Origin of the sequence: Lysobacter claricitrinus, assembly GCF_045866565.1 — a bacterium.
In the GTDB taxonomy this organism is placed as follows: Bacteria; Pseudomonadota; Gammaproteobacteria; order Xanthomonadales; family Xanthomonadaceae; genus Cognatilysobacter; species Cognatilysobacter claricitrinus.
The window spans coordinates 453,864-467,721 of the sequence record NZ_BAAFZV010000001.1 but is presented as its reverse complement, the minus strand read 5'-3'; the positions used below and the strand labels follow the sequence as shown (position 1 = coordinate 467,721).

At 68.3% G+C, this 13,858-nt stretch carries 9 protein-coding genes; 3 read left to right on the top strand and 6 right to left on the bottom strand.

Annotated elements, in window-relative coordinates; genetic code table 11:
- Nucleotides 1-186: 186 nt before the first annotated feature.
- The 3 genes from ACKTTN_RS02065 to ACKTTN_RS02055 all read right to left on the bottom strand — a co-directional run bounded on the left by ACKTTN_RS02065 (nucleotide 187) and on the right by ACKTTN_RS02055 (nucleotide 4,749).
- On the bottom strand, nucleotides 187-1,221 hold the full coding sequence (locus ACKTTN_RS02065; RefSeq protein ID WP_407908210.1) for an NAD(P)H-dependent flavin oxidoreductase: 1,035 nt from the start codon (nucleotides 1,219-1,221) through the stop codon (nucleotides 187-189).
- 136 nt (nucleotides 1,222-1,357) lie between these two features.
- Complete coding sequence (gene katG / locus ACKTTN_RS02060) at nucleotides 1,358-3,544, bottom strand: catalase/peroxidase HPI (protein WP_407908209.1); 2,187 nt, start codon at nucleotides 3,542-3,544, stop codon at nucleotides 1,358-1,360.
- 488 nt (nucleotides 3,545-4,032) lie between these two features.
- A complete protein-coding gene (locus tag ACKTTN_RS02055) occupies nucleotides 4,033-4,749 on the bottom strand; it encodes a hypothetical protein (protein WP_407908208.1) in 717 nt (238 codons plus the stop codon).
- A 427-nt stretch (nucleotides 4,750-5,176) separates the two neighbouring features.
- Between ACKTTN_RS02055 and ACKTTN_RS02050 the strand changes: the two genes are divergently transcribed.
- A complete protein-coding gene (locus tag ACKTTN_RS02050; RefSeq protein WP_407908207.1) occupies nucleotides 5,177-6,787 on the top strand; it encodes an EAL domain-containing protein in 1,611 nt (536 codons plus the stop codon).
- A 9-nt stretch (nucleotides 6,788-6,796) separates the two neighbouring features.
- On the opposite strand, the gene ACKTTN_RS02045 is transcribed toward ACKTTN_RS02050, so the two are convergent.
- A complete protein-coding gene (locus ACKTTN_RS02045) occupies nucleotides 6,797-7,993 on the bottom strand; it encodes a sensor domain-containing phosphodiesterase (RefSeq protein ID WP_407908206.1) in 1,197 nt (398 codons plus the stop codon).
- A gap of 385 nt (nucleotides 7,994-8,378) precedes the next feature.
- Here ACKTTN_RS02045 and ACKTTN_RS02040 point away from each other — a divergent pair, with 385 nt between their 5' ends.
- Entirely contained in the window at nucleotides 8,379-10,865 is a 2,487-nt protein-coding gene (locus tag ACKTTN_RS02040) for an Ig-like domain-containing protein (protein WP_407908205.1), read from the top strand.
- Between the two features lie 38 nt (nucleotides 10,866-10,903).
- Here ACKTTN_RS02040 and ACKTTN_RS02035 read toward each other — a convergent pair whose 3' ends face one another.
- On the bottom strand, nucleotides 10,904-11,647 hold the full coding sequence (locus ACKTTN_RS02035; protein WP_407908204.1) for an SDR family NAD(P)-dependent oxidoreductase: 744 nt from the start codon (nucleotides 11,645-11,647) through the stop codon (nucleotides 10,904-10,906).
- A 12-nt stretch (nucleotides 11,648-11,659) separates the two neighbouring features.
- Nucleotides 11,660-12,976 (bottom strand): family 1 glycosylhydrolase, encoded by a 1,317-nt coding sequence (locus ACKTTN_RS02030; RefSeq protein WP_407908203.1) that lies wholly within the window; start codon nucleotides 12,974-12,976, stop codon nucleotides 11,660-11,662.
- Nucleotides 12,977-13,142: 166 nt separating this feature from the next.
- On the opposite strand from ACKTTN_RS02030, the gene ACKTTN_RS02025 reads away from it, so the two are divergent.
- Nucleotides 13,143-13,835: an alpha/beta hydrolase gene (locus ACKTTN_RS02025; protein WP_407908202.1), complete on the top strand. Its 693-nt coding sequence runs from the start codon at nucleotides 13,143-13,145 to the stop codon at nucleotides 13,833-13,835.
- The last annotated feature ends 23 nt before the right edge of the window (nucleotides 13,836-13,858 follow it).

The following is a 13,858-nucleotide window of genomic DNA, read 5'->3' as shown; positions in this document are numbered from 1 at the left end:
AATCACGCTAGGCCGAGCCACTAGACGTCGTCCAAAGCCGTCCCGTGTACGGGCACTGCTTACCGAGTGGAAAGTGAGTCAAAAAGTGAGTCGCCTATACGCCATCTGTCATCATAGTCACCTTGGAACAACAGCTTAGAGGCGCTATTCGATTGCTGGTGGGCCCACTACGTCGTCGCGTCGTGTTCAAGCGACGCCCGCCAGCGCGCGCGTCACCTGCGCCGCGTCCATGCCGGCGAACGCGTTGCGCTTCGTGCCCGACCACAACGGTGTGAAGTCATCGCGGCCTGACGCTTCGGCCAGCGTGCGCAGCGGTGCGAGCGCCTGCGATGCCCACGGGAATGCGGGCGGCAGGTCGGAGAGCGGGCCGAGGTCGCGCATCAGGCGGTTGAGCAGTCCGCGTGCGGGACGGCCGCTGAAGAGATTGGTGATCGCGGTGTCGCGGCTGGCGTCCTGCAACGCGCGGCGATGGACGGCGGTCGTCGTCGCTTCGCGGCACAGCAGGTACGCGGTGCCGGCCTGCACCGCGTCGGCGCCGGCGGCGAACATGCGTTGCGCGTCGGCGTGGCTCGCGATGCCGCCTGCGGCGACGATCGGCACCTTCAGGTTCGCCGCAAGCGCTGCAACGAGATCGGCGGTCGTCAGCTGCAGCGCCAGGTCGTTCGACAGGAAGTGTCCGCGATGGCCGCCGGCTTCGACGCCCTGCGCGATCACCACGTCGGCGCCGTGCTGTTCGAGCCAGCGGCCTTCGTCGACCGTGGTGGCCGATGCGAGCACCACGGCGCCCCACGCCTTGATGCGCGCGAGCAGGGGTGGTGGGGGCAAACCGAAGTGGAAGCTGACGATGCGCGGGCGGTAGCGCGCGAGCAGATCGACCGTGTCGGCATCGATGGGGCGTCGCGCCCCGGCACGGCTTGGCGGCGGCATTTCGATGCCGAACTCGCGGTAGTACGGCGCGAGCGCGTCACGCCAGCGCTGTTCCTGCGCGGCCCCGGGCTCGGCCATCGCGTGGCAGAAGAAGTTGATGTTGATCGTCGCATCGAGCGATGCGAAACGATCGAGTGCGCGCGCCAGCTGCTCACCGTCGAGTAGCGCACAGGGCAGCGAGCCAAGTCCGCGCGCCGATGACGCCGCGATGGCGAGTGCTTCGTCCTGCACCCCGGCCATCGGCGCCTGGATGACCGGATGTTCGATGCCGAGGATCGATTGCAGGCGGTTCACGCATCACTCCGCGCGGCAGACGCGGCCGCGTGTGCCGACGATACGCGAGCGGCTGGCACGTGCGTCGGTGCACGGTGGTGGCATCGAGGTCGCGGCGGCTTGCGTGCCGCCGCGACCCACGCGCGATGGTTCGCGCTTACGCCGCGCGTCGATACACGAGGTCGAAGCGGTCGAGGTCCATCACCTTCGTCCACGCCGCGACGAAGTCGCGAACGAAGTCGGCCTCGCCGTCGCTCGCCGCATACACCTCCGACAGCGCGCGCAGCTGCGCGTTGGAGCCGAAGACGAGGTCGACCACGGTCGCCGTCCAGCGCAATTCGCTGCTGCTGCGATCGCGACCCTCGAACACTCCGGGGTTGGACTCCGACTTCTGCCACGCCGTGCGCATGTCGAGCAGGTTGGTGAAGAAGTCGGGCGTCAGCGCGCCGGGGCGCGCGGTGAACACGCCGTGCGGCGTGTGGCCGGTATTCGCATCCAGCACACGCATGCCGCCGACGAGTGCGGTCATTTCCGGCGCGGTCAACGTGAGCAGGGCGGCGCGATCGATCAGCGCCGCCGCTGCAGCGGCTTCGGTGCCGGCGCGCGTGTAGTTGCGGAAACCGTCGGCGGCGGGCTCGAGCACCTCGAACGAATCGACGTCGGTCTGCTCGAGCGATGCATCGGTACGACCTGGCGTGAACGGCACGGTGACATTGTGCCCCGCCTTGCGCGCGGCAGCTTCGACTGCGGCAGCGCCGCCGAGCACGATGAGATCGGCCAGCGATACCTTCTTGCCGCTCCCGTTGGCGTTGAAGTCGCGCTGGATCGATTCGAGCGTCGACAGCACCTTGGCGAGTTCGGCAGGCTCGTTCGCTTCCCAGTCCTTCTGCGGTGCAAGCCGGATGCGCGCACCGTTGGCGCCGCCGCGAAGGTCGGTGCCGCGGAACGTCGACGCGGAGGCCCAGGCCGTTTTCACCAGCTGCGGGATCGCGAGTCCGGAATCGAGCAGGCGCTGCTTGAGCGCGGTGACGTCGTTCTGATCGATCAGCGGATGGTCGACCGGCGGCAGCGGGTCCTGCCAGATCAGGTCCTCCTTCGGCACCTGCGGGCCGAGATAGCGCACTTTCGGGCCCATGTCGCGATGCGTGAGCTTGAACCACGCGCGTGCGAACGCATCGGCGAACTTGGCCGGATTGGCCATGTAGTCGCGCGAGATCTTTTCGTAGACCGGATCGAACCGCAGCGCGAGGTCGGCGGTGGTCATCATCGGCTGGTTGAGCTTGCCGGGGATGTGCGCGTCCGGCACGTTGCGGTTCGCATCGCCCTTGGGCTTCCACTGCTGCGCGCCGGCCGGGCTCCTGGTGAGTTCCCACTCGTTGCCGAACAGCGTCTCGAAGTAGCTCATGTCCCACTTCGTCGGCGTCGCGGTCCACGCACCTTCCAGGCCGCTGGTGATCGTATGCGCGCCGATGCCGCTTTCGTACGAACTCTTCCAGCCGAAACCGAGCTCTTCGATGTTCGATCCTTCCGGATCCGAACCGACATGATGCGCGGGGCCCGCGCCGTGGCATTTGCCGAAGGTGTGGCCGCCGGCGACGAGCGCGACCGTCTCCTCGTCGTTCATCGCCATGCGTGCGAACGTTTCGCGGATGTCGCGTGCAGAACCCACCGGGTCGGGAACGCCGTTCGGGCCTTCGGGGTTCACGTAGATCAGGCCCATCTGCACCGCCGCCAGCGGATTCGCGAGTTCGCGTTCGCCGCTGTAGCGCTCGTCGCCGAGCCAGGTGGATTCCGGGCCCCAGTCGATCGGCTGCGGTTCCCAGATGTCCTCGCGACCACCGCCGAATCCGAAGATCGGCCCGCCCATCGACTCGATCGCGACGTTGCCGGCGAGGATCATCAGGTCCGCCCACGACAGGCGCTTGCCGTACTTCTGCTTGATCGGCCACAGCAGGCGGCGCGCCTTGTCGAGGTTGCCGTTGTCGGGCCACGAGTTCAGCGGTGCGAAACGCTGCTCGCCCGAACGGGCGCCGCCGCGGCCGTCGAAGATGCGGTACGTGCCTGCGGCGTGCCACGCCATGCGGATGAAGAACGGGCCGTAATGGCCGTAGTCGGCGGGCCACCAGTCCTGCGAATCGGTCATCAGGCCGTGCAGGTCCTTCACCACTGCATCGAAGTCGAGTTTCTGGAATTCGCGCTTGTAGTCGAAGTCCTCGACCATCGGGTCCGACAGCGCGGAGTGCTGGTGCAGCACGCCGAGGTTCAACTGGTCCGGCCACCAGTGCGCGTTGGTGCGCGTGTGTTTGGAGTGGTGCGCGACGGGGCACTTCGATTCGGCGTTCATTCGACGGCTCTCCTTGGACGTTTGCGCGCTGGACGAAGGCATTGCGCCCGGCCTGCACGTGGGGATGCGGCGATGGGATCGATGCGCGGTGAGCGCACTGATGGTCGACGGCCGGGCGACGCGGTCCGCGGCGCAGCATGCGCGGCGCGACGCTATCGCTGCGTCATCGACGGCCTAACGTAGGCCGCTTCGGGCAATTGCGAAAATCGAACGTTTCGATCGCTGCGATAGCACCGGGCTATGTGCGTGCAAGCGGCTGTGGTTCGCGATGCATCGCGCGCGCGTGTTTCAACTGCGTGTTGCATTGCACGCCGGCGGTTAGCGGGAACTTGCTCGCACGACGCACGACACGACACACGACACACGACCGCCTCTGGCCCGTGACGACTCTGCGGCGACGTGCCGGCGGTAAAGCGCGACGGGCGCCGCAATGCACTGCACATCGAGTCGCCACGGCCACGCGCATGACGCAGCGACCAACGCAACAATCAGCTCTTCGCGTCGTCGCCCTTGTCGCCGTCCTTGCCTGCCTTGCGCTTCTTCGCGAACCAGCCGAACGCGGGGACCAGCAGCGTCGTCCAGATCCACTTGCCGTTCTCGTCGACGAACGACGACAGCTTCTGGCGCGCGGTGACCTCCACCTCGATCGGCTTGCGGAACGTGCGCAGCGTGCGCGGCACGGTTTCGCCGTCGAGCGGCACCAGCGCGTCCAGCGACAGGTTGAGCGTATGCCGGCCAGGCGCCTCGGGCGTGATCTCCCACGCCCATTCGGTCACGCCGGACGACACCAGCTGGCGCTCGGGCGTCTGCGCGACGATGCGGAAGCCTTCGCCGGTAAGGCGCGCCTGCATCGTGTTGGCGACCTGCACCGATTCGCTGGCCACCTTGCCCGGCCCTTCGATGCGCTCGCGCAGCGTCGCTTCGCTGGCGTCGGGGCTCACCACGAGCTGCACCAGCACGGTCTGTTCGATGTTGATCGCCTGCGGCGCGTTGAACGCGACGTGGCCCGGCTGCAGATGCGCGAGCAGGCGATCGACGACCTCGGTGGAACTGGCACTGGTCGTCGCGACGCCGGGCGCGACATCCGTCGTCGAGCTGGCGGCACGCGTGTCACCCGCATCGGTGTCGGCAGTCGTCGCCGAAGCGGGTCCGGTCGATGCAGGCGGCGCATCGGCCGCGGTCGACTGCGGACGCGCAGCCGTCACGGCGGTCGCGCGGCGTGACGCATGCGCACCACTCGGGGCCAACCGTGTCGACGCCATCTCCGGCGGAGGAGGAGGTGGCGGCGGAGGGGGCGGTGGCGGCGGCGGCGGTGGAGGCGGTGGAGGCGGTGGAGGCATCGCCTCGGCCGCGGTGTAGGACGGGCTCGTCCGCATCGCGGCGCAGCCCGCCAGAAGCAGTGCCAACAGGCAGATGGTGAGTACGGTCCGCATCGATGGCCCCTCCCGCTTGGCCGCATGGTAGCGGAGGCGGCGCGCGCGCCATCGGGGTCGGGCCGCCGCGGACGTGATGTACCCGCGGGCCTACCCGGTGTGGCCGGGGTCACGCGCAGCCCACCGGCACGGCCTGCATGATGCGGGCGAGGCGGCGGCCCGGACGGCGATCCGCGATGACCGCACGGTCGGAGGTGACATGACGTCGCTGGGACTCAATCGCTCGCGCGTGATCTGGATCGTTGTCGCGCTGATCGTGGTGGCCACCGCGCTGCCGGTCGTACTGTCGCTATTGCTCGCGCGCGACCAGGCGGCCGTCGACCAGGCGCGCCGCGCGACCATCTACGCGACCGACGTGCTTCGCCGAAGCGAAGGCGCCGGCGACCAGATCAGCGCGGCGTTCCGCCGGCTCGCGCGCACGCCGGGCATCGACAGTTGCGATGCCGACGCGCGCACCGTGCTGCAGGGCATCGATGCGACCTCGAGCTACGTGCAGTCGGTCGGCGTGTTGCGCGGCAACGCGTTGTACTGCTCGTCGTACGGCGTGCTCGATCCACCCATCGACCTCGGGCCGATCGACTACGTGACGGCGACCGGTGCGCGCATACGTCGCAACGTGCACCTGCCGTTCGCGCCGACGCAGAGCTTCATCGTCCTCGACAACGGCCACTTCGCCGCGGTCGTGCACAAGTTGCTCCCCGTGGATTCGACGGTGACCGATCCCGGCGTGTCGCTGGCGGTGGTTTCGTTGTCGAACGGCGAGTTCCTCGCCACGCGCGGCCGTTTCGATCCTGCCTGGACACGCGACGCGGCGCGGCTGAAGCCGGGCCAGCACCGCACGTTCATCGTGCGCGGCCGCACCGTGGCGCAGTACCGGTCGGCGAAGTTCGACCTGCTCGCCATCGCGTCACTCGACCCCAGCAACTACAACGGTGCCGTCGCGCGCGTGGCACGCGTGCTCGTGCCGCTCGGCATCCTGCTCGGGATGCTGATGGCGTACGCGACGCATCGCACCGCGCGCGCGCAGATGACGCCGGCGGCCGCGATCCGATCCGGGCTGCAGCGCGGCGAATTCTTCCCGGTGTTCCAGCCGATCGTCAGCCTCGCCGATCGTCGCTGGGTGGGCGCCGAAGTGCTGCTGCGCTGGCGACGCGCGGACCAGCTGGTGCGCCCCGATCTCTTCATTCCCGCCGCGGAAGATGGCGGCCTGATCGGCGCGGTGACCAAGCGCGTGCTCGAACTCGTCGAACCCACGCTCGCGCAGCTCGCGACGCGCGATGACGACTTCTTCCTGTCGATCAACCTCTCGCCGGACGACATGCATCGCGAGGAAACACTCGACCTGCTGCGCCAGCTGCTGCAGCGCACCGGCGCGCGGCCGGGGCAGGTGCACGTCGAAGTGACCGAGCGCGCGTTCGCCAACACCATCGCCGCACGCGACATGGTGCGGCGCATGCGCGCGCTTGGCCTGCAGGTCTCCATCGACGACTTCGGCACCGGCTATTCGAGCCTGGCCGAACTCACCACGTTCGAACTCGACACCCTGAAGATCGACAAGGCGTTCGTCGACACCGTCGGCGGCGACGCGGTGACCAGCCACGTCGCGTTCCACATCGTCGAGATGGCGCGCGGCCTGTCGCTGGGCATGGTGGCCGAAGGCGTGGAGCAGGAGCGGCAGGCGACGATCCTGACCGAATGGCGCGTTCCGTACGGCCAGGGCTGGCTGTTCTCGCGTCCACTGCCGGCCGACGAGTTCCTGGAGAAACTGCGCGACGTGGCGCGCGCCGACGCGGCGGTGGACGCGGACTAGCGCGTCGCGTCAGCGCGATGCGTTGCCGGGCGCGCCGAACAGGAAGCCCTGCGCGTACCGCACGCCGGCATCGCGCAATGCATCGGCTTCGGCCGCGGTCTCCACGCCCTCGGCGACGACGGTGACGCCGGTGCGCGCGGCGAACGCCATCATTCCGGACGCCAGCGCCTGCTTGACCGGATCACCGTCGACGCTGCGCGTCAGGCTCATGTCGAGCTTGGCGATGTCGGGCCCGAGCCGCAGCACGTGGCGCAGGCTCGCGTAGCCCGCGCCGACGTCGTCGATGGCGATGCGCACGCCCGCATCGCGCAGCCGGCGCGCGGCCGCCAGCAACGGCGCGTAGTCGTCGACCGCCGCGTGTTCGGTGATTTCGATGACCAGCCGCGTGGGATCCACATGCGCGATCGCTTCGGCGAACTCGGCGCGCGCCACGGTATCGGGCGATATGTTGAGCGAGAGGAACATCTCGGCCGGCAGGCGGTCCAGCACCGGCAACGCGTTGCGTACCGCGGCCAGCTCGAGGTCGACACCGAGGTCGACCGCCCACGCTTCGCGGAACCAGACGTCCGGCGTGGCGTTTACCGGTGAATCGAAGCGCGCGAGCGCCTCGACGCCGATCGCGCCGCGTCCGTCCAGCGACATCATCGGCTGGAAAACGATGTGCGGGCCGCCCGATCGCAGCACGGCGTCGATCGCGTCGTAACGCTGCATGCGCAGGTCGTGCGCGCGCTGCGATTCGTCGAGCTGGTCGCCGACCAGCCCCGCCAGGAACCGCATGAAGGCGAGGTCGCGCGTGCGGCGCTCGGGATCGGACGGGAAGTTGATGCAGCACAGCGTGCCGAGCACGCGGCCGTCGGGAAGCACGACCGGAACGCCCATGTACGACTCGATACCAAGCCGCGACGTGAGCGGGATGTCGCGCACGCGTGCGTCGTAGCGCGTGTCGTAGATCGCTTCGGGCAGCCGGCCCTGCAGCATGAGGTGGCAGTAGGTCTCGGTGGCGTCGAAGCACGTGCCCACCGAAACGCCTGCGGACGCCGCAGGGCCCGCGCTGATGCGGATGATCTCGGCCTGGTCGTCGACCTCGGCGACGAAACTGACGTGCGCACCGAGGTAGTCGCGCGCCGAAGCGACGATGCGCTGCAGGAAGGCCGCGGACGCATCGTCCAGATGCGCGAGCGGCGACGGGTATGCGTTCGTGTCCATGCGAAGCCCCGGTCCGGTTGGTGGCCGACGCCGAGGCGTCGCCCGCACCGACCGTTCCACAGCGACGGGTATCGGCGGCGTGAACCCCGCGTTGGGGGCGCGATTCGGTGTCGGCGGTCACGCTGGGGCGTGCTGCAACGCAACGGTGGCGGGGCTTTCCGCGCGTGAATGCGCGGGCCGTGGGTCCACGACGGCGGGCAGGGTCGACCCCGCTGAGGTGCCCTGTAACGGGGGTTTTCTAGGATCGAGACAACGACTTCCGTCGCGCAACCCGGCCGCCGTCCGTCGGAAAGTGCGTCGATGGTCACGAAAGCAGCGATCACTGCCCCGAGGATCGCCCGCCAGGACACCCCGCGCATGGATGCGGACTCCCTCGGACGCCCCCATGACCCGATCCGCCCTCGCCGCCGCGCTCGCGCTGGCCGTCACTACCGCCGCATCCGCTACCGAATTCGCCCATCCGGACCATTACGAGTTCGACGCATCGATCGCCGCGCCGTTCCGCGCGCAGGCCGGTCGCTTCCCGGTGCAGCTGCATTTCGACTATCCGGGCGCGGGCGATCGCACCGCCGCCGCATGGGTGTTCGACGTCGTCGCCGCCGACGGCCGCGTCATCGCCAGCGACCGCGGGCTGACCAAGCTCGGCGGCCGCCACGTCATCGTGCCGGCCACGTGGAATGGCGGCATGCAGCAGGGCGGCGCCGCGCCGGCGGGCTACTACACGCTGCGCCTGCGCGCGGTGCCGACTGTGGTCGACGCGACCGACAAGCGCCCGATCGCCGCGCGCATCGACGAAGCCTTCCGCCTGTTCGGCGACGAGACGGTCGAGCAGAGCTACGACGTGCAGGTGGGCAACCTCGCGCCCGCGCATGTCACGCCGCGCGCGCCGTTGCGCATCGGCGCGCAGTCCGCCGCAGGTTCGACGCAGGCGATGACCGCGCAGTCGGCGCCGCAGTCGCTCACCGCGCAGGCCGCGCCCGCAACCGGCGGGCTTCCGTACACCGTCTACTACGGCAACCTGCACAGCCAGACCAACCATAGCGACGGCGGTACGCCGCTCGCGCAGTGCAGCGGCGCGGAGAACCCGCAGGCCGGCACGTACGGCCCGACGGACGCCTACGCGATGATGCAGAACCAGGCGCACGGCGACTTCCTGCTCACGTCCGAACACAACCACATGTTCGATGGCTCGACGAGCACGAACACCAGCGCCAACCCGACCACCGCGATCAACCTGTTCCACAGCGGCCTGACGCTCGCATCGAACTACCGCACCGCGCATCCGACGTTCCTCGCGCTGTACGGCCTCGAGTGGGGTGTCATCAGCAACGGCGGCCATCTCAACATCCTCAACGTCGACCAGCTTGCCGAGTGGGAGACCAACGGCTCGGGCCAGCTGATCGGCGAAGTGAACACGCCCAAGAGCGACTACCCCGCGCTGTATTCGACGATGAAGGCGCACAGCTGGATCGGCATGTTCAACCATCCGGCCACCAGCGGGCAGTTCCTGGTCAACGGCACCGCGCTCGGCTACGACGCCAATGGCGCGCAGGTGATGGTGCTGGCCGAAGTGCTCAATTCGTCCGCGTTCTCGACCAACATGACCGAGACCGAGACGGGCCGCAGCAGCTACCAGGCGGCATGGAACATCCTGCTCGAACGCGGCTACAAGGTCGCGCCCGCGAGCGACCAGGACAACCACTGTGCGAACTGGGGGCTGAGCTTCACCAACCGCACCGGTGTTCTTCTGCCGAGTGGCACCACGCTCAACACCACCAACTTCTACGACGCGTTGAAGGCGCGCCGCACGTTCGCCACCGAAGACCGCAACGGCCAGCTCGTGCTCACCGCGAATGGTCACGTGATGGGCGAATCGTTCAACAACAGCGGCTCGCTCACGCTCACCGCCAACTACGCCAGCACCAACGGCCAGACCGCGCAGCGCGTGCAGTTCTTCGAGGGCGTGCCCGGCCGCAACGGCACGGTCACGCAGCTGTTCGAAGGCAGCGACACCACCACCATCACGCCCGCCAGCGGCGCGCACTTCTACTACGCGCAGATCACGCAGGCGAATGGCCTGCGCCTGTGGTCCGCGCCGGTGTGGGTGACGCAGGGCGCGGGCGGTGGCGACACCACGGCGCCCACCGCGACGGCCTCGGAGTCCGGCACCAGCGGCACGATCACGCTGTCGGCCACCGCGTCGGACAACGTCGGCGTGTCGAAAGTCGAGTTCTATGTCGACGGCAGCCTCAAAGGCAACGACACCGCCTCGCCGTATTCGATGACGCTGGACTCCACCACGCTCGCCAATGGTTCGCACACGCTGGTCGCCAAGGCCTATGACGCCGCGGGCAACGTAGGCTCGTCGTCGAGCGTCGGGTTCTCCGTCAGCAACACGACGACCGCGACCGAGCTGGTCAAGAACGGCGGCTTCGAGTCGGGTACGACGTCGTGGACGGCGACCAGCGGCGACATCACCAACAGCAGCACCTACGCCGCGCATGGCGGCACGTACAAGCTGTGGCTCAACGGCTACGGTTCGGCGAGCACGGATTACGGCTACCAGACCATCACCATCCCGTCGACGGCGACCACCGTGACGCTTTCGTTCTGGCTGCGCGTGGTCAGCGACGAGACGACCACGACCACCGCCTACGACACGGTCAAGGCGCAGCTGCGCAACTCCAGCAACGCTGTACTCACCACCCTCGCGACGTATTCGAACCTCAACAAGGGCTCGACCTACGTGCAGAAGACCTTCGACGTGTCGTCGTACCGCGGCCAGACCGTGCGTGTGTACTTCGAAGGCATTGAAGGCTCGACGGTGGCGACGTCGTTCCTCGTCGACGACGTGTCCATGCAGTCGAGGTAAGCACCAGCCGGCGCCCCGGTTCCGATCGGGGCGCCGCGCTACAGGCGGTCGAGGCGACCGCCGTCGATGCGGATCTCGGCGCCCTGCACGAAGCGGGCGTCGTCCGAAGCTAGATACGCGACCAGGGCCGCGACGTCCTCCGGCTTGCCGACGTCGCGTTCGTCGATCGTCTCCACGCCGCTTTTCACGTTCGGGTTCTCGCGCAGCATCGGCGTGTCGATCGCGCCGGGCAGGAGCACGTTCGCGCGGATGCCACGCGGCTTGCCTTCCAGTGCGGTGGACCGCGTCAGCGACAACAGTGCTGCCTTGGCCGCGGCGTAGTGCGCCACCTGCGGCGTCGTCTCCACGGCATGGATGCTCGATACGTTGACGATCGCCCCACCGTCGCCCATGTGCAGGAACGCCTGCTTGGTGAAGAAGAACGCGCCGAGCAGGTCGACGCCGAGCACGCGCAGCCAGTCCTCGCCGGTGAGCTGCTCCAGCGGTTTGAACTGCATCAGGCCCGCGTTGTTGACCAGCACGTCGAAACGGCCGAAGCGCTCGCGCACGGCGTCGACGGTCGACTGCACCTGCGCTTCGACGCTCACGTCGCAGAGCGCGGTCATCACGTCAGCCGCGCCGGCATCGCGCACCTGCGGTTCGGCGGCATCGAGGTTCGCGCGGTTGTAGTCGACGATCACCACCTTCGCGCCCTCCGCGGCGAGCCGGCGGCAGATGGCCAGGCCAATCCCGCTCGCACCGCCGGTGACCAGCGCGACCTTGTTCTCGAATCGTCGTTCCACGGCGCGCCTCGCTCAGGATCCGGTTGATGTGGTGTTGGCGTCGGCGGTGGCCGGGTCGTCCCGCTTGGCGGCCGCGTCGTCCTGCTTCTGGTCGTCGTGCGCGCTCGCGTAGTCGGCCGGCATCGACACCGGTACCTGCAGGCAGACGCTGTTGGTCGGCAGCACGTCCTGCCACTCGGCGATGAGTTGCTTGTATGCCGCGCCGACCGGACGGATGTTGCGATCGAGGTCGTACAGGCCGACCTCGACGACGTGGCCGTTGTCCTCGCGCAGCGCGGTGTCCCAGTCGATCTGGTCGGTGAGCGAGTACCAGGTGAAACCGACCATCGGCACGCCGTCGTTGCGCACGCGCAGCACGTTCGCCCACTCCTTCCACAGCCAGTTGACCGCCTCGTCGCCGTTCGGGCCCTGACGAAGATTGGTTTCGGTGTGCATGACGGGCAGGCGGTAGCGGTCGTGGTACTGCCGCGTGATCACGTGGTAGCCGAATACTTCGCCCGCGGGGCGCGTGCTGCCGTTGGCGCAGACGCGATGTTCGTTGGTGACGTAGTAGTCGTTGCCCATGATGCAGTTGTGCTTGTAGCGATGACCCATGAAGAAGTGGTACTCGTCGCGGGTCATGCCGTTGTCCAGCAGGTACTCGTACATCTCGGAGTTCACCCGTCGCCCGTAGTTCAGATCGAGCGAGAGGAAACGCCGCGCGTTCATGACCTCGGCCGGCTGGATCGCCGCGGGGTTTTCGGCGTGGAAATATTCGGATGATTCGCTCTGGATGAAGATCGCGTCCGGCCGCGTATCGAGGATCGCGCCCATCGCCAGCACGTTCGCGCGAACGATGTGCTTGAGCGCGGTGACGAAGGCGGCGTCGCTCGCGAGCTGCTCGTTCCACCAGCCGTACAGCGCCGAGAACGTCGCGCAGATGTACATCTCATTGATCGGCGTGTAGAGCTGCACCCACGGATAGCGCGCCGAGAACGCACGTGCATAGCCGGCGAACAGGTCGGGAAAATCAGGGTTCTGGAAGTTGCCGATCCAGTCGGGCACGCCGAAATGGCAGAGGTCCGCGATCGGCGCGATGTTGCGGCGTCGCAGGTCCTCGAAGGTCTCGTCGGCGAACGACCAGTCGTAGCGCCCCGCACCCAGCCACGTGCGATGGATCGGCGGCCCGTAGCGCAGCACCTGCACGCCGAGGTCCTGCACCAGGTCGAAATCGAGCTTCCACTTGTCGTAGTGCCCGCACTTGTCGAGTTCGTCGACGCGATGCGTGCCGCCGCGGATCGTCGGGTTGCTGTTCTCGATGCCGGTAGCGAACAGGAAATTGGGTGACATGGGCCATCCGGGCGATGCGTGCCGGCGCAGCGTGGAGTCGCGCCGGTCGATGGCCGATGACGACGCACCGCACCGCCGCACACGCCAGCGGCCGCTGCGCCGGCGCGTGCGCACGCATGGCCGCGTGGGGCCGCTATAGTCCGCGTCCCCGCACCGGAGACGCGCGATGGACCTGCCCGAACGCATCGAGACCGAAACCGGCCCGTCGCCGCAGTGGTCGGTGATCTGGCTGCACGGCCTTGGCGCGGACGGCAACGACTTCATGCCGCTGGTGCCGGAGCTGGTGCGCCCGCAGTGGCCGGCGATCCGCTTCGTGTTCCCGCACGCGCCGGTGCAGGCCGTCACCATCAACGGCGGCATGCGCATGCGCTCGTGGTACGACATCGTCAGCTTCGACCTGACCGGTCGTGCGGATGCGAAGGGTGTCGACGAATCCGTCGCGCGCGTCGAAGCGCTGATCGCGCGGGAGATCGAGCGCGGCGTGCCGGCGTCGCGAATCATCCTTGCCGGCTTCTCGCAGGGCGGCGCGGTGACACTCGCCGCCGGCCTGCGTCGTACCGAGCCGCTCGCGGGGCTGGTCGCGCTGTCGACCTACCTGCCGCTTGGCGTGGATGCGTTGGCTCGACTGGACAACACGCCGGTCGCCGCGCGCAGCCAGCCCGTATTCGTCGCCCACGGGCGCCAGGACCCCGTCGTGCCGTACGCTGCGGGCGAGGATGCGGCACGGCGTCTGCGCGCACTTGGCTTCCAGGCCGAGTTCCACGCCTACCCGATGGCGCACCAGGTCTGCGTCGAGGAAATCGATGCATTGCGCGGGTGGTTCGACCGGATTCTTGCGACCGGTTCAGAAACTCGTTGACGCAACGCTTCCACAGACCCGCG